The organism is Pseudomonas sp. Z4-7 (genome assembly GCF_051131965.1).
Classification (GTDB): domain Bacteria; phylum Pseudomonadota; class Gammaproteobacteria; order Pseudomonadales; family Pseudomonadaceae; genus Aquipseudomonas.
Map to the genome: position 1 here is coordinate 1300791 of NZ_CP071642.1, position 15182 is coordinate 1315972.

12 protein-coding genes are annotated in these 15182 nt (G+C 62.9%); 2 read left to right on the forward strand and 10 right to left on the reverse strand.

The features are described from left to right. Positions 1–78: 78 nt before the first annotated feature. The 7 genes from J3P91_RS05640 to J3P91_RS05670 form a co-directional block, all read right to left on the reverse strand. On the reverse strand, positions 79–291 hold the full coding sequence (locus J3P91_RS05640) for a cold-shock protein (protein ID WP_003227496.1): 213 nt from the start codon (positions 289–291) through the stop codon (positions 79–81). Between the two features lie 392 nt (positions 292–683). Then, positions 684–1808: a glycine cleavage system aminomethyltransferase GcvT gene (gene gcvT / locus J3P91_RS05645; protein WP_434602962.1), complete on the reverse strand. Its 1125-nt coding sequence runs from the start codon at positions 1806–1808 to the stop codon at positions 684–686. 31 nt (positions 1809–1839) lie between these two features. Then, positions 1840–3216 carry an L-serine ammonia-lyase gene (locus J3P91_RS05650; protein ID WP_434569617.1) on the reverse strand — a complete coding sequence of 459 codons (1377 nt, stop codon included), beginning with the start codon at positions 3214–3216 and terminating at the stop codon, positions 1840–1842. A gap of 191 nt (positions 3217–3407) precedes the next feature. Then, complete coding sequence (gene gcvP, locus J3P91_RS05655) at positions 3408–6257, reverse strand: aminomethyl-transferring glycine dehydrogenase (protein ID WP_434602963.1); 2850 nt, start codon at positions 6255–6257, stop codon at positions 3408–3410. An 11-nt stretch (positions 6258–6268) separates the two neighbouring features. Continuing rightward, entirely contained in the window at positions 6269–6652 is a 384-nt protein-coding gene (gene gcvH, locus J3P91_RS05660; RefSeq protein WP_434561638.1) for a glycine cleavage system protein GcvH, read from the reverse strand. 432 nt (positions 6653–7084) lie between these two features. Beyond that, positions 7085–8593: a sigma-54-dependent transcriptional regulator gene (locus J3P91_RS05665; RefSeq protein ID WP_434602964.1), complete on the reverse strand. Its 1509-nt coding sequence runs from the start codon at positions 8591–8593 to the stop codon at positions 7085–7087. A gap of 195 nt (positions 8594–8788) precedes the next feature. Beyond that, the gene (locus J3P91_RS05670; RefSeq protein ID WP_434602965.1) at positions 8789–9694 is read right to left on the reverse strand and encodes a LysR family transcriptional regulator; all 906 of its coding nucleotides are present in this window, start codon (positions 9692–9694) and stop codon (positions 8789–8791) included. Positions 9695–9806: 112 nt separating this feature from the next. On the opposite strand from J3P91_RS05670, the gene J3P91_RS05675 reads away from it, so the two are divergent. Together J3P91_RS05675 and J3P91_RS05680 are read left to right on the forward strand one after the other, a co-directional pair. After that, positions 9807–10685: an MBL fold metallo-hydrolase gene (locus J3P91_RS05675; RefSeq protein ID WP_434569613.1), complete on the forward strand. Its 879-nt coding sequence runs from the start codon at positions 9807–9809 to the stop codon at positions 10683–10685. Between the two features lie 219 nt (positions 10686–10904). Beyond that, positions 10905–11519, forward strand: coding sequence for an NAD(P)-dependent oxidoreductase (locus J3P91_RS05680; RefSeq protein ID WP_434602966.1), 615 nt, complete (start codon positions 10905–10907; stop codon positions 11517–11519). A 9-nt stretch (positions 11520–11528) separates the two neighbouring features. Here the strand turns inward: J3P91_RS05680 and J3P91_RS05685 are convergent, their stop codons facing one another. The 3 genes from J3P91_RS05685 to J3P91_RS05695 are packed head-to-tail and all read right to left on the reverse strand — an operon-like array spanning position 11529 to position 15110. After that, positions 11529–11858, reverse strand: a complete 330-nt coding sequence (locus tag J3P91_RS05685) for a GlpM family protein (RefSeq protein WP_187293334.1) — start codon at positions 11856–11858, stop codon at positions 11529–11531. 25 nt (positions 11859–11883) lie between these two features. Then, entirely contained in the window at positions 11884–13164 is a 1281-nt protein-coding gene (locus J3P91_RS05690) for a sigma-54-dependent transcriptional regulator (RefSeq protein WP_305501337.1), read from the reverse strand. Between the two features lie 44 nt (positions 13165–13208). Then, positions 13209–15110, reverse strand: coding sequence for a sensor histidine kinase (locus tag J3P91_RS05695; protein WP_434602967.1), 1902 nt, complete (start codon positions 15108–15110; stop codon positions 13209–13211). Between the last annotated feature and the right edge of the window lie 72 nt (positions 15111–15182).

A 15182-nucleotide genomic window follows, 5' to 3' on the forward strand; every position in this document is an offset into this window, starting at 1 on the left:
AAAAGAAGCCATTTTACGGATTTGCGCCCATAAAAAAGCCCCTGATATCAATCAGGGGCTTTTTAGTTTGCGAAAGCCTCAGGCCTCGGCTTGAACCTCGTCAGCCTGCATGCCTTTCTGGCCCTGCACAGCGACGAAAGTGACTTTCTGGCCTTCTTTCAGGCTCTTGAAGCCGTTGCCCTGGATGGCGCGGAAGTGCACGAACAGGTCCGGACCGCTTTCAGGGGTGATGAAACCAAAACCTTTTTCGTCGTTGAACCACTTGACGGTACCGCTCTGACGAGTAGACATTTTCTTAATTTCCTTGACGCTAAATTAATGACAGCCTCTTTCAACGCGAAAGAGTACTGGGGCTGGGTTGCAGGAAAGTAAGATGACGTCGAACGGGATGTAGCTAACTTCGTAGGCTACTGCCCAGGTCACGATCCAAGCGACCCATGCAAACACAGTGACGAAACTCTACGCCAACTTCCAATGAAAAAACAACCCCCCTCAAGGGCCCGGATTTGCTCAGCTTGCTGGCGATTTAGATGTTTCGCTGGGGAAGGCTTATTCGAAAGGCTAGTCCAATAGTTCCCCGACGTTATAAGCCGGTTGAATATCAAACATGCACCTTTTTATGGCGGTTGCGTTACACATTAGTGCACGTTTAACGCAACCGCGTTACTTATAGAAACAGCCAATCAACCACGGTAGTAGCGCTGTGCAACAAATGGCATTTTGCTTACGAGCATGGGCACCTTTTTCCCACGCACAATGGCCCAGACCAGTGTATCCATTGCCACGTAGGCACTGTCCAGATAGCCCATGGCCAACGGACCGCCCAGCGTCGGGCCGAAACCGCCGCTGCATACGGTGCCGATGGTCTCGCCAGCTTCGTTGACGATCTCCGCGCCTTCGCGCACCGGTGTGCGTTCCTGGGGCAGAAGGCCGACGCGTTTGCGGCTGACGCCGCTCTGTTGTTGGGCGAAGATGGTCTCAGCCCCGGGGAACCCACCGGCGCGGGCACCGTCGGCACGGCGTACTTTGGAAATGGCCCAGAGCAGGCTGGCTTCGATCGGCGTGGTCGCGGTGTTCATGTCGTGGCCGTAAAGGCACAGGCCGGCCTCCAGGCGCAGGGAGTCGCGGGCACCGAGGCCAATGGCCGCGACTTCCGGTTCGGCCAGCAAGGCACGGGCGAGTTTTTCCGCGTCGGCGGCCGGCACGGAAATCTCGAAACCGTCTTCGCCGGTGTAGCCCGAACGGCTGACAAAACAATCCACGCCCAGCAGCATGACGCGCTGGAACTGCATGAAGGTCATTTTCGCCACGTCCGGCGCCAGGCGCGCGAGTACGCTGACGGCGGCCGGGCCTTGCAGGGCGAGCAGGGCGCGGGCTTCGAACAGCGGTTCGATGCTGCACCGGTCGCCGATTTTCGCTTGCAGGTGGGCCAGGTCCTGATGCTTGCAGGCGGCGTTGACCACCAGGATCAGTTCGCCATTGCCCAGGTTGGCGACCATCAGGTCGTCAAGGATGCCGCCGTTATCGTTGGTGAACATGGCGTAGCGCTGCATGCCCACCGGCAGGTCGATGATGTCCACCGGCACCAGTGTCTCCAGGGCTTTGGCGGCATCGGCGCCGGTCAGGCGGATCTGGCCCATGTGGGACACATCGAACAGCCCGGCCTGATCACGGGTGTGCTGGTGTTCTTTCATGACGCCCAGCGGGTATTGCACGGGCATGTCGTAGCCGGCAAATGGCACCATGCGCGCGCCCAGCTCAAGGTGCAGAGCGTGCAGCGGGGTTTTCATCAATTGTTCGGTGGGCATATCAGCTCCTGGAAAATGAAAGTGGCGCGTATCAGCATTCGATGATGTTGACCGCCAGACCGCCGCGGGCGGTCTCCTTGTATTTGCTTTTCATGTCGGCGCCGGTCTGGCGCATGGTGCGGATGACTTTGTCGAGGGAGACGAAGTGATGCCCGTCGCCGCGCATGGCCATGCGCACCGCGTTGATGGCTTTCACCGAGCCCATGGCGTTGCGCTCGATGCAGGGCACCTGGACGAGGCCACCGATGGGGTCGCAGGTCAGGCCGAGGTTGTGTTCCATGCCGATTTCGGCGGCGTTTTCCACTTGTTGCACGGTGCCGCCCAAGACTTCGCACAGTGCGCCGGCCGCCATGGAACAGGCCACGCCGACTTCGCCCTGGCAGCCGACTTCGGCGCCGGAGATGGAAGCGTTTTCCTTGTAGAGGATGCCGATGGCGGCGGCGGTCAGCAGGAACCGCACCACGCCATCTTCGTTGGCCCCGGGAATGAAGCGCATGTAGTAATGCAGTACGGCCGGAACGATGCCTGCCGCGCCGTTGGTCGGCGCGGTGACAACGCGACCGCCATAGGCGTTTTCTTCGTTGACGGCCAAGGCATACAGGTTGACCCAGTCGAGCACGGACAACGGATCACGCAATGCCGCTTCGGGATTCTTGCACAGCTGGCGATGCAGCGCGGCGGCCCGTCGCTTGACCTTCAGCCCGCCCGGCAGGATCCCTTCATTACGACAGCCGGCCGCCACGCAATCCTGCATGACCTGCCAGATCTTCAGCAGGCCGGCGCGGGTTTCGGCTTCGGGGCGCCAGGCACTTTCGTTGGTCAGCATCACCTGGCTGATGGACAGGCCGTAAGTGGTGCAATGGGCGAGCAGGTCCTTGGCGCTCTTGAACGGGAAGGTCAGGGGCGTTGCATCCTCGACGATACGGTCGGCACCGGCGGCGCCTTCGTCCACCACAAAACCGCCGCCTACCGAGTAGTACTCGCGGCTGCGCACCTGCAGCCCGGCGGCGTCGAAGGCGCGGAAGATCATGCCGTTGGGGTGGAAGGCCAACGGTTTGCGAATCATCGCCAGGTGCAGCTTTTCGTTGAATTCGATGGGGTGTTCGCCGAGCAGGTTCAGGCGACCGCTGCTGCGAATCTCCTGGAGCCGGGTTGATACCGTTTCGGTGTCCACGGTATCCGGGTGCTCGCCTTCCAGGCCCAGCAGCACGGCCTTGTCACTGCCATGGCCCTTGCCGGTGGCACCGAGCGAACCATACAGCTCGACTTTGACGCTGGCAGTGGTCTTGAGCAGGTCATCACGGCGCAGCCCTTCGGCGAACCGGGCCGCGGCACGCATCGGGCCAACCGTGTGGGAGCTGGAAGGGCCGATGCCGATCTTGAACAGGTCGAACACGCTTAACGACATGGTGTTTCTCCGGTTTCTTTTTATGGGATCGACGGTTTACAAGGGTTGAAAACAGATTCCCTGTGGGAGCGAGCCTGCTCGCGAAGGCGGCGTGTCAGTTGACATCTGATTGGCTGACATATCGCCTTCGCGAGCAGGCTCGCTCCCACAAGGGAAGTTCGGAGGACGGATGGACCGTCCCCCTTCACAGATCAAGCGTAGCTTTCGATCGACGGGCAGGCGCAGACCAGGTTGCGGTCGCCGAACACGTTGTCGACCCGGCCCACGGGCGGCCAGTACTTGCCTTCGATCAACGACGCCAGCGGGTACACGGCCTGTTCGCGGCTGTAGGGGTGAGTCCACTCGCCGACGAGTTCCGCCGCGGTGTGCGGGGCGTTTTTCAGTGGGTTGTCGTCCTTGTCGAGGCTGCCGTTCTCCACCGCGCGGATTTCTTCGCGGATGCAGATCATGGCGTCGCAGAAGCGGTCCAGTTCTTCCTTGGATTCGCTTTCGGTCGGCTCGATCATCAATGTGCCGGCTACCGGGAACGACATGGTCGGGGCGTGGAAGCCGAAGTCGATCAGGCGCTTGGCGACGTCATCGACGCTGATGCCGCTGCTGTCCTTGAGCGGACGCAAATCGAGGATGCATTCGTGGGCCACCAGGCCGTTGCTGCCGGAGTAGAGCACCGGGTAGTGCTCTTCCAGGCGACGGGCGATGTAGTTGGCGTTGAGGATCGCCAGTTGCGAGGCGCGCTTGAGGCCGGCGCCGCCCATCATGCGGATGTACATCCAGGTGATCGGCAAAATGCTCGCACTGCCGAACGGCGCCGCGCACACCGCGCCTTCCTTGCGCTCCATGTTCGCATGGCCGGGCAGGAACGGTGCCAGGTGCGACTTGACGCCGATCGGGCCGACGCCCGGGCCGCCACCGCCGTGAGGGATGCAGAAGGTCTTGTGCAGGTTCAGGTGCGACACGTCGCCGCCGAACTTGCCTGGAGCGCAGAGGCCGACCATGGCGTTCATGTTGGCGCCGTCGATGTACACCTGGCCGCCGTTGTCATGAATGATGCCGCAGATTTCGCGGATGCCTTCCTCGAACACGCCGTGGGTGGACGGGTAGGTAATCATCAGCGCGGCGAGGTGTTCGCGGTGCTCGATGGCCTTGGCGCGCAGGTCTTCGATGTCGACGTTGCCACGGGCATCGCACGCGGTCACGACCACGCGCATGCCGGCCATGTTGGCGGTGGCCGGGTTGGTGCCGTGGGCGGAGGACGGGATCAGGCAGATGTCGCGACGGTCTTCGCCACGGCTCTGGTGGTAGGCGCGGATTGCCAGCAGGCCAGCGTATTCACCTTGGGAACCGGCGTTGGGTTGCAGCGACACCGCGTCATAGCCGGTGGCGGCGCAGAGCATCGCTTCCAGCTCGTCGGTCAATTGCTGGTAGCCGGCGCTCTGCTCGGCCGGGGCGAACGGGTGCAGGGCACCGAATTCGGCCCAGGTCACCGGGATCATTTCGCTGGCGGCGTTGAGTTTCATCGTGCAGGAACCCAGCGGGATCATGGTGCGATCCAGGGCCAGGTCCTTGTCGGCGAGCTTGCGCAGGTAACGCATCAGCTCGGTTTCGGAATGGTAGCGGTTGAACACCGGGTGGCTGAGGATCGCCGATTGGCGCACCAGTTCGGCCGGGATGCGGCTTTGCACGCTGGCGGCGAGGGCGGCAAAGTCCGGCAGAGCCTTGCCGTCGGCCAACAGGCTCCACAATGCCTCGATATCAGCCTGGCTGGTGGTCTCGTCCAGGGACAGGCCCAGGCGCTCTGCATCCACCACGCGCAGGTTGATGCCTTGAGCGTGCGCCTTGTCGTGCAGGGCGGCAGTCTGTGCGCCGGTGTGCAGGGTCAGGGTGTCGAAGAAGCTCTCTTGCTCGACGCTCAGGCCCAGCGCGCCCAGGCCCTTGGCGAGGATCGCGGTCAGGTGGTGGATGCGGTTGGCAATCTGCACCAGGCCTTTGGGGCCGTGATACACCGCGTACATGCTGGCGATGTTGGCGAGCAGTACCTGGGCGGTGCAGATGTTGCTGGTGGCTTTCTCGCGGCGGATGTGTTGCTCGCGGGTCTGCATCGCCAGGCGCAGGGCCGGCTTGCCGAAACGGTCTACGGAAACGCCGACCAGACGGCCCGGCATGTCGCGCTTGAACGCATCCTTGGTGGAAAAGTACGCCGCGTGCGGGCCGCCGAAACCCAGTGGCACGCCAAAGCGCTGGGCGCTGCCGATGGCCACGTCTGCACCGAATTCACCGGGGGCGGTCAGCAGCGTCAGGGCCAGCAGGTCAGCCGCGACGGCCACCAGGGCATTGGCGGCGTGGAAGCGTTCGGTCAGCTCGCTATAGTCGAACAGATCACCGTTGCTGGCCGGGTATTGCAACAGTGCGCCAAAAAAGCCGCTGACGTCCCTCAGTTCGCGTTCATCACCGACCACCACGTCGATACCCAGGGGTTCGGCACGGGTGCGCAGCACGTCGAGGGTCTGCGGGTGGCAATGGCGAGAGGCGAAGAAGGCATTGCTGCCCTTGTTCTTGCTCAGGCGTTTGCAGAAGGTCATGGCTTCGGCAGCGGCGGTGGCTTCGTCGAGCAGCGAGGCGTTGGCGATCGGCAGGCCGGTGAGGTCGCTGATCAGGGTCTGGAAATTCAGCAGCGCTTCGAGACGGCCCTGGGAAATTTCCGGCTGGTACGGCGTGTAGGCGGTGTACCAGGCCGGGTTCTCCAGCAGGTTGCGCAGGATCGGCGCTGGGGTGTGGCAGTTGTAGTAACCCTGGCCGATGTAGGTCTTGAATAGCTGGTTCTTGCCGGCGATGGCCTTGATCGAGGCCAGTGCATCGGCTTCGCTCTGGCCGTCGCCCATGTCCAGCACGCTGGTGCCCTTGATGCTTTCCGGGATGACGCTGGCGCTCAGGGCTTCCAGGGAGTCGAAACCCAGGCGCTCGAGCATGGCTTGCTCGTCGCTGGCCCGAGGGCCGATATGGCGGGCGATGAATTCGTTGGCGGTGCCGAGATTTACGGTCATGTCGTGGCTCCTCAGGCTTCGGCGTTGGCTTTGATCAGGCGATCGTAGGCGTCTTGATCCAACAGCTTAGCCACTGCGTCGGCGTCGGTCGGTTTAAAGCGGAAGAACCAGCCGTCGCCCAGCGGATCTTCGTTGACCAGTTCCGGGCTGTCGCCGAGCTTGTCGTTCACTTCAAGTACTTCCCCATCGAGGGGCATGTACACACCGCTGGCGGCTTTCACCGATTCAACCGTGGAGGCTTCGTCGCCCTTGGCGTAGGACTGCAATTCAGGCAGTTGCACAAAAACCACGTCGCCCAATGCGTTCTGCGCGAAGGCGGTAATGCCTACGGTGACGCTGCCGTCTGCTTCGGTGCGCAGCCATTCGTGATCTTCAGTAAAACGCAACTCGCTCATGGAAACTCCTGGGGCCAGATTTCGTCTGGTGGACGCGAAGAAAGGCGCGGGGCTTGGCCCGGCCGAATGGCTAAAGCCTTAGCAAGAACGTGGCCAATATGCAAAATTAGTTATTTATCAATAAGTTGAAGGATTTTCGCGCGGCGATAGTCTTCAGCGCTGTAGCGAAATCGCTACAGCGCCTGGGCCAGATAAAATCGTTATGGGATCAGAGCCTTACGATGCGCAGGTTGACGGCGGCTGTAGCGATATCGTTCCACTGTAGCGCTTTCAGTACAGTGGAGGTCGTTTTTGGATGCGATTTTTTCGACCGCACCCATAACCCCTGTGGGAGCGAGCTTGCTCGCGATGACGGTAGCTCTGTCAGCGATAGGTTGACTGACACACCGCTATCGCGAGCAAGCTCGCTCCCACAGGGGAACTGCGGCGGGTCTATGGCTTCCCGGAAATACCGTACTTGCGCAACCGATGGGCAATCGCGGTATGGGAGGTCTGCAGGCGGCTGGCCAACTGGCGAGTAGAGGGGTAGTTGGCATACAGCGATTCGAGCAATTGTTTCTCGAACGCTTCGACGGCTTGCTCCAGGCTTTCGACTTCCACATCGCCTTGGCGCGCCACGGAGGTGCCGGCGATGTCGAGGTCGCCGATGTCCACCAGGCTGCTTTCGCAGATGGCGGCGGCGCGGAAGATCACGTTCTGCAGTTGCCGCACATTGCCCGGCCAGCGATTGCCCAGCAATGCCGGATACGTGCCGGGGGCCAGCCGGCAGACCGGGCGCTGGATCTGCGCGCAGGCCTGCTGCATGAAATAACGCGCCAGCAGCAGGATGTCCTGGCCGCGCTCACGCAGCGGCGGGACTTCGACGTTGAGCACGTTCAGGCGGTAGAACAAGTCTTCGCGGAACGAGCCTTCGCTGACCATTTTCTCCAGGTTGCGGTGGGTGGCGCTGAGGATTCGCACATTGACCTTGATCTCCCGATCGCCACCCACACGGCGAAAGCTGCCGTCATTGAGGAAACGCAGCAGCTTGGCTTGCAGGTACGGCGACATCTCGCCGATTTCATCGAGAAACACCGTGCCCTGGTTCGCCAGTTCCATCAGCCCCGGCTTGCCGCCGCGCTGGGCGCCGGTGAAGGCGCCGGGGGCATAGCCGAACAGTTCGCTTTCGGCGAGGTTCTCCGGCAGCGCGGCGCAGTTCAGGGCCAGGAATGGCGCGCCGTGGCGGGCGCTGATGGCGTGGCAGGCGCGGGCCACCAGTTCCTTGCCGGTACCGGTCTCGCCCTGGATCAGCAGCGGCGCATCCAGGGCCGCGACGCGCTGGGCCCGGGCCTTGAGCGTGCGGATCGCCGGGGATTCGCCCAGCAGCGCGTCGAAACCCTCGGCGTGGTCGTGATGCAGCGCCGACAGGCGTTCGCCGATGCGGTTTGGCTGATAAAGCGTCAGCAGCGCCCCGGCATCGGTGATGGGCGTGGCGTCCAGCAACAAGGTCTGGCCGTTGAGGGTGATTTCCCGCAGCGGCAGGCGAAAACCGTTTTCCAGCAGGGCGTCGAGCAGCGCCGCGTCGCCGAACAGCTCGGCCACGCTTTCCCCGGCCGGTTCCCGACCGTACAAGGCGATCAGCGCGGGGTTGGCGAGCAGCACCTTGCCGGCGCTGTCGAGGGCCAGCACCGGGTCAGTCATGGCGGCGAGCAAGGCATCGAGCTGCAAGTGTCGGCGTTGCCCCGGGAGAATGTCCACCACGGTGACCGCCTGCACGCCGCGCACACTGAACAGCGCCTCGCGCAGTTCGTCGAGCACCTGCGGGCTGAGGGTCGGGGCATCGATGTAGACGTTGGGCGGCACCATCTCCACCGCATCCAGGTTCAAATTGCGCCCACCGAGCAAAGCCAGGACTTCTTGGGTGATGCCGACGCGGTCGATGAAACTGACGTGGATGCGCATGGGGCGGTTTCGGGTTCTGGATTACGAAGGGTGGCAAGTATGCCTTGGGCCGGGGTTTTGGTGAAATCCCGGTCATGTGTCGATTTCCATTGTGGGAGCGAGCCCGCTCGCGAAAGCAGTATGTCAGCCAGCATTAATGTTGGCTGAGACACCGCTTTCGCGAGCAGGCTCGCTCCCACAGGCTCCCCACAGGGCTTATAGCCCGTCATCCCACTCAGGCGTCTCGGGAAACTTCAGCACCAGAAAATCCACCAGGCAACGCAGCGCCGAGGGCATGTGCTTGCGCGATGCATACACTGCGTACATGTTCATCAGCCGCGGTTCGGCGTGGGCCAGCAGGCGCACCAGTTCACCGCTGCGCAGATAAGGGCCGGCCTGGTAGCTGGGCAGCATCGCCACGCCAGCGCCGGCGATCGTTGCCTGGAGCAGCGTGCTGGCTTCGTTGGCGCTGATGTTGCCCTGCACCGGCACCGCGATCTGTTCGCCGTCCTGCTCGAAATGCCACAAGCTCTTGCCGACGTAGGAATGGGTCAGGCAGTTGTGTCGGCTCAAGTCCTCCACCTGTTGCGGTGTCGGCTGCTCGCGCAGGTAACGGGGCGAGGCGCAGATCACCGAGCGGCACACCGTGAGGCGCCGGGCGATCAGGTTGGGATCGAGATCGTTGCTCATGCGGATCGCCAGGTCGATGCGCTCATCTACCAGGTTCACCGTGCGATCGAGCATCTGCAGGTCGACGCTTACCCCCGGGTAGCGCTTGACGAACTCGGCCATGGCCGACGCCAGCTGGGACTGGCCGAATGAGGGGCTGGCGGTGATGCGCAGCATGCCCCGGGGCGCGTCTTCCGGCGTGCTGACGGCGGCTTGAATGTCGCCGGACAGCTCGAGCATCTGTCGGCAGCGCGGCAGGATCTCCGAGCCGGCGGCCGTCAGGCTCAGTTTGCGCGTGGTGCGGTGCATCAGCCGGGCGCCGACCCAGTCCTCCAGCTCCGCCAGGTAGCGCGACACCACCGGTCGCGACAGGTCCAGGTGCTCGGCCGCCGCCGATTGGCTGCCCAGGTCCACCACGGTTACGAACACCCGCATAGCTTGTAGACGATCCATGATTTGCCCGCTTTCAGAAACAAACTATGTCCCAGCATCGCATTTTTTGTAACGAGTCAGGCAACTAAGCTCTGTCCATTCCCTTGCGGACCCTTGGACGACGGAGCACAACATGACCGGATTCACCCCAATCAAACGCCTGCTGCTGGCGACCGCCGCCTTGGCCTTCACCGCCCAGGCCTGGGCGGGCGACTTGACGCTCGATGTCTATAACCCCGGCGCCGCGGCGATTTTCCCGGTGACTTCGGTTCTGGTCAGCGGCGACAAGGAGGCAATCCTGGTGGACGCCCAGTTTGGCAAGGCCCAGGCCGAGCAGGTCGTGGAGAAAATCCGCGCCAGCGGCAAACGGCTGACCACGATTTACATCAGCCACGGCGACCCGGACTACTATTTCGGCCTCGAAACCCTGACCTCAGCGTTCCCTGAAGCCAAGGTGCTCGCGTCGGCAGCGACCGTCGAGCACATCCAGCACACCGCCGACGGCAAGTTGAAATACTGGGGGCCGATCCTGAAGGCCGATGCACCGGCCAAGACGCTCGTGCCCCAGGTACTCAAGGGCGACAGCCTGACGCTGGAGGGCAAGCGCTTGCAGATCATCGGCCTCGACGGCCCGCAACCGGACCGCAGCTTTGTCTGGATTCCATCGATCAAGGCAGTGGTTGGCGGCGTGGTGGTGGCGGAAAACATTCACGTCTGGATGGCCGATACCCAGACGCCGCAATCCCACAAGGACTGGCTGGCGACGCTGGCGGGCATTGAAAAACTGCAACCGGCCACGGTGATCCCCGGCCACTACCTGGGTGAAAGTGCCCGCTCCCTGGCGCCGGTGCGCTTCACCGCCGACTACATCAAGGCCTTCGACGAGGAGACCGCCAAGGCCAAGGATTCCGCCGCGCTGATCGCCGCGATGAAACTACGCTATCCCAACCTGGGGGAGGACAGTTCGCTGGAACTCAGCGCCAAGGTCGCGAAGGGCGAGATGAAGTGGTGACCCTCAACCTTTGATCGGGGCTTTTGTGGCGAGGGAGCTTGCTCCCGCTGGGCTGCGCAGCAGCCCCAATAGCAACAAATGAGAAGTACCTGACACACCGCATGAGCCGTTTTTGCGACTGCTTCGCAGCCGAGCGGGAGCAAGCTCCCTCGCCACGAATGTGTTCATGGCTCCAAGACGCGTTGAAGTAATCCCTACGAATAACCATAGGAGAACACCATGAGCAAAATCGCAATCATTGGCGCCACCGGCCGGGCCGGCAGCCAGCTGTTGGAAGAGGCCCTGCGACGCGGCCACAGCGTGACGGCCATCGCCCGCAATACGACCAAGATCGGCGAGCGGGCCGGCGTGGTCAGCAAGCAACTGGACGTACTGGACAGCGAGGCGTTGACCGCAGCAGTCGCCGGCCATGACGTGGTAATCAGCGCCGCGCACTTTGCCACCGTGCCGGCCGATAAGGTCATCGCTCCGGTGAAAGCTGCCGGGGTCAAGCGTCTGCTGGTGGTGGGCGGTGCCGGTTCGTTGTTGCTGCCGGATGACAGCCGTGTGATCGACAGCGAGGGCTTCCCGGAGGAATACCTGGCCGAAGCCAGCGCCGGTGCGTTGTTCCTCGACGTGTTGCGCAAGGAACAGGACCTGGATTGGATCTTCCTCTCGCCCTCGGCGGAGTTCGTCGAAACCGAGCGCACCGGGCAGTTCCGTGTCGGCAAGGATCACTTGTTGTTCGACCAGGCCGGACGCAGTTGGATCAGCTTTGCCGACTACGCCATTGCGATGATCGATGAAGTCGAAACGCCGCAGTTCTCACGGACGCGGTTTACCGTCGGCTATTGATCGCGGGGATCAGCCGTGAAGCCGCACCCAGACGCTGACCAGCACCGTCGCCGCCATCAGCCAGGCGACGGCTGCTACGGCCAATGAGGCTTCGAGGCGCATGCGGTCGACCATCACGTACAGCGTCGCAAGATAGACGAAGTACGGAATGATCGACCACATGCCGAACACGATGGTGGTCTTCAGGTCGTCCACCGAGCGGCCCTTGCCGACGATGTAGTGGGCGATCAGGGCGAAAGTGGGAAACAGCGGCACCAGCCCGGCAATGTAATAATTCCTGGTCTTGGCGAGCATCGCCAGGATGACCACTACGGCTGCGCCAAGCGCCGCCTTGAAAATCAGATCCACAGGTTCGCGTCCTCGGTCAGTGGCTCAAGCCATATTTTTTGACTTTGTCGAACAGCGTGGTCTTGGCCATGCCCAGCTCCTGGCTGGCCTGGGTCAGGTTGCCGCCGCTGCGTTGCAATGCGTCCACCAGCAGGTTGCGCTCGAAGGCTTCCACCGCTTCGGCGAAAGCCAGGCCCTGGCTGCCCGCGCTGGCGCCGGACTTCTTGAAAGCCGGCAGACCGAGGGCATAACGCTCGGCGACGTTGCGCAGTTCACGTACGTTGCCCGGCCAGTCGTGGCTCATCAGGTTCGACAGGGTCTGGTTGTCCAGCTCCGGCACCGTGCGGTCGAAGCGCAGGGACGATTGCTGGAGGAAATGCTCGAACAGTTGCAGGATGTCCTCGCGCCGTTCGCGCAGGGGCGGCAGTTCCAGGGTGACCACGTTGAGGCGGTAATACAGGTCGCTGCGGAACTGCCCGGCCCGGCCCATTTCGTCGAGGTCGGACTTGGTGGCGGCGATCACGCGACAATCCACGGCCACGCTCTGGTTCGAGCCCAGGCGCTCCAGGGTGCGTTCCTGCAACACCCGCAGCAGCTTGATCTGCAAGGGCAGGGGCATGCTTTCCACTTCATCGAGAAACAGCGTGCCGCCATCGGCGTGCTCGATCTTGCCGATCCGGCGTTTGCCCGCACCGGTGAAAGCGTTGGCCTCGTGACCGAAAATCTCGCTTTCGAACAGGTTTTCCGGCAGCCCCCCGCAGTTCAGCGCGACGAACTGTTTGTCGTGGCGTCGGCTGAAATCATGCAGGCAGCGGGCGACCAGTTCCTTGCCGGTGCCGGTTTCGCCCTCGATCAATACGTTGGCCGAGGTGTCGGCGACGTTGGCGATCAGCGCTCGCAAATGCTGCATGGCCGGCGAGCGGCCAATGATCCGGCCTTCCAGCGAATCGCGTTCGGCCAGTTTCCTGCGCAGCGTTGAAACTTCCCGGGCCAGGCTGCGTTGCTCCAGGGCGCGGCGGGCAACGTCCACCAGGCGTTCGGGAGAGAAGGGTTTTTCCATGAAGTCATAGGCGCCTTTCTGCATGGCGCCGACGGCCATGGAGATATCGCCGTGGCCGGTGATCAACACCACTGGCAGGCTGCGGTCGCGGGCCTTGAGCCGGGTCAGCAGTTCCAGCCCATCGATGCCCGGCAGCCGGATGTCACTGATGACGATGCCGGCAAAATCATCGCCAACCCGTTCCAGGGCCTCTTCGGCGCTGCCCACGCCCACGCAGGGAATGTCTTCCAGGGTCAGGGCCTGTTGGCAGCCCAACAGGACATGGGGGTCGTCTTCGACGATCAGAACGCTCAGGTCGTTGTTCATAGCGGCTCGGCAGGTGAAAGGCTTACCAACGGTAAACTGAGGACAAACGTGGTGCCACCATCGTCCGGGTGCTCGACGCCCAGGTGCCCGCCCGCGGCGGCGCACAGGCTCGCCGAAAGCGTCAGGCCGAGGCCCAGGCCTTGTTCGCCGGGCTTGGTGGTGAAAAAAGGTTCGAACAGATGCTTGCGTGCCTGCGGATCGATGCCGTGGCCGTTATCGCGCACCCGCAGGCGGTATTTGCCATCGCTGATCTCACCGGCGAGCCACAGTTTTGGCTCGGGTTGGACTTGCATCGCGTCCAGGGCGTTGCCAATCAGGTTCACCAGGATCTGCTCCAGGCGTGTCTGGTCGATTTGCAGCTGGACGTCTTCGAAAGCTGTCTGTGTCTGGACGCCAAGTTTTTCCAGACGCGCCCCGAGCAATTGCAGCGCGGCCTCGACGGCCTTGCCCAGGCTGGCCCGGCCCTTGTCGTCACCGCGTCGGGCAAAGGCACGCAGGCTGGCGGTGATCCGGCCCATGCGGTCGATCAGGTCGTTGATGGTCCTGAGGTTGGCGCTGGCAATGTCCAGCTGGCCGCGCTCCAGGAAGCGCACCGTGTTGCCGGACAACGTACGCAACGCAGCCAGCGGCTGGTTGAGTTCATGGGCGATGCTGGTGGACATCTGGCCGATGGCCGCCAGCTTGCCGGCCTGTACCAGTTCGTCCTGGGCGCGGCGCAGGGTCTCTTCCGCTTGCCGACGTTCGCGGATCTGGCCTTTGAGCCGCTCGTTGCTGGCCCGCAGGTCGGTGGTGCGTTCGGTAATCCGACGTTCGAGCTGGTTGTTGGCTTGCTGCAACGCTTCCCGAGCGGCGAGGCGGGTGGCAATCACCTTGCGCCGCTCGTTCCAGGCGATCAGCAGGAAGGCCACCAGGGCAAACGCCACGGCCACCAGGATGCCCTGGTTGATCGCTTGGCGGCGCAGGTCTTCAAGTGGGGTGAGCAAGGTGAAATTCCACGGCGTGTCGCTCAACGGCCGGGTCTGCGAGAGGTAGCTGGTGGCCTGCTGGTCGGCGGCGATTTCGGTATTGGCGGGGAAGGTCAGCTTCTCCATGCCTTCGGCCAGTTGCTCGCGGGCCAGGGGGATCAGCTCGTTCAGCGGGAACCAGTAGTATTGCAGGCTGCGGGCCAGGCGTTCCTTGGTTTCGTCGCTCAGCGGCCGTACGGACTTGAGCCGTCGCGCTGGATCACTGGAGAGGATGATGATGCCGTTCTCGTCGCTGACGAAGGCTTCCAGGCGTGCTCGCTGCCAGCGTTCCTCCATGGCTTCGAGACGCACCTTGACCACGGCCACGCCGATGATCTTGCCTCTTTCTTCCAGCCCATGGGCCAGGTAGTAGCCCGGCTCGCCGTTGGTGCTGCCGATGCCGTAGAAGCGTCCCGGCTGGCCGCGAACGGCGTTCTGGAAGTAGGCGCGGAATGACAGGTCTTCGCCCAGGTAACTGTCGACGTCGCGCCAGTTGCTGGTGGCCATCACCCGGCCGGTAGTGTCCATGACATAGATGGCCCGGCTACGGCTGCGCCGATTCAGGCCCTCGAGGTACTCGTTGACGGTCTTGCGGTGCTCGGGTGTCGGGTCGTCGAGCAGTTTCGAGACGCTGGATTCAAGCTCCAGCAGGCTGGGCAGATAGGTGTATTTGCTGATCTCGCTTTCCACCGCCCGGGCATGCAGTTCCAGCTGGCGCTCGCCATTTTCGGCCAGGCCGCGAATGCCGTAGTGCTCGCTGATCCAGAAGCCGAGGTAACCCAGGCCGATCATCAGGGCAATGACCAGCGGCGGCAGGAACAGGTGGCGGATCAGGCGGGGTTTCACGGCGAGTGATGGCGGCGCGGCGCGATAGAGGGTGGGGTCGCATTTCATCACAGAAGCCTTGGGTCAACCAGTGAGGCGGCGATTGCCCTTCAAACGCGGTCCCGTGGCGAGGGAGCTTGC

Excerpts from the sequence above, each read along its gene's own strand:
- J3P91_RS05650 (WP_434569617.1), bottom strand. The coding sequence starts at position 3,216 with ATGTCGTTAAGCGTGTTCGACCTGTTCAAGATCGGCATCGGCCCTTCC.
- gcvT (WP_434602962.1), bottom strand. The coding sequence starts at position 1,808 with ATGCCCACCGAACAATTGATGAAAACCCCGCTGCACGCTCTGCACCTT.
- J3P91_RS05695 (WP_434602967.1), bottom strand. The coding sequence starts at position 15,110 with ATGAAATGCGACCCCACCCTCTATCGCGCCGCGCCGCCATCACTCGCC.
- gcvP (WP_434602963.1), bottom strand. The coding sequence starts at position 6,257 with ATGACCGTAAATCTCGGCACCGCCAACGAATTCATCGCCCGCCATATC.
- J3P91_RS05665 (WP_434602964.1), bottom strand. The coding sequence starts at position 8,593 with ATGCGCATCCACGTCAGTTTCATCGACCGCGTCGGCATCACCCAAGAA.
- J3P91_RS05670 (WP_434602965.1), bottom strand. The coding sequence starts at position 9,694 with ATGGATCGTCTACAAGCTATGCGGGTGTTCGTAACCGTGGTGGACCTG.
- gcvH (WP_434561638.1), bottom strand. The coding sequence starts at position 6,652 with ATGAGCGAGTTGCGTTTTACTGAAGATCACGAATGGCTGCGCACCGAA.
- J3P91_RS05680 (WP_434602966.1), top strand. The coding sequence starts at position 10,905 with ATGAGCAAAATCGCAATCATTGGCGCCACCGGCCGGGCCGGCAGCCAG.
- J3P91_RS05640 (WP_003227496.1), bottom strand. The coding sequence starts at position 291 with ATGTCTACTCGTCAGAGCGGTACCGTCAAGTGGTTCAACGACGAAAAA.
- J3P91_RS05675 (WP_434569613.1), top strand. The coding sequence starts at position 9,807 with ATGACCGGATTCACCCCAATCAAACGCCTGCTGCTGGCGACCGCCGCC.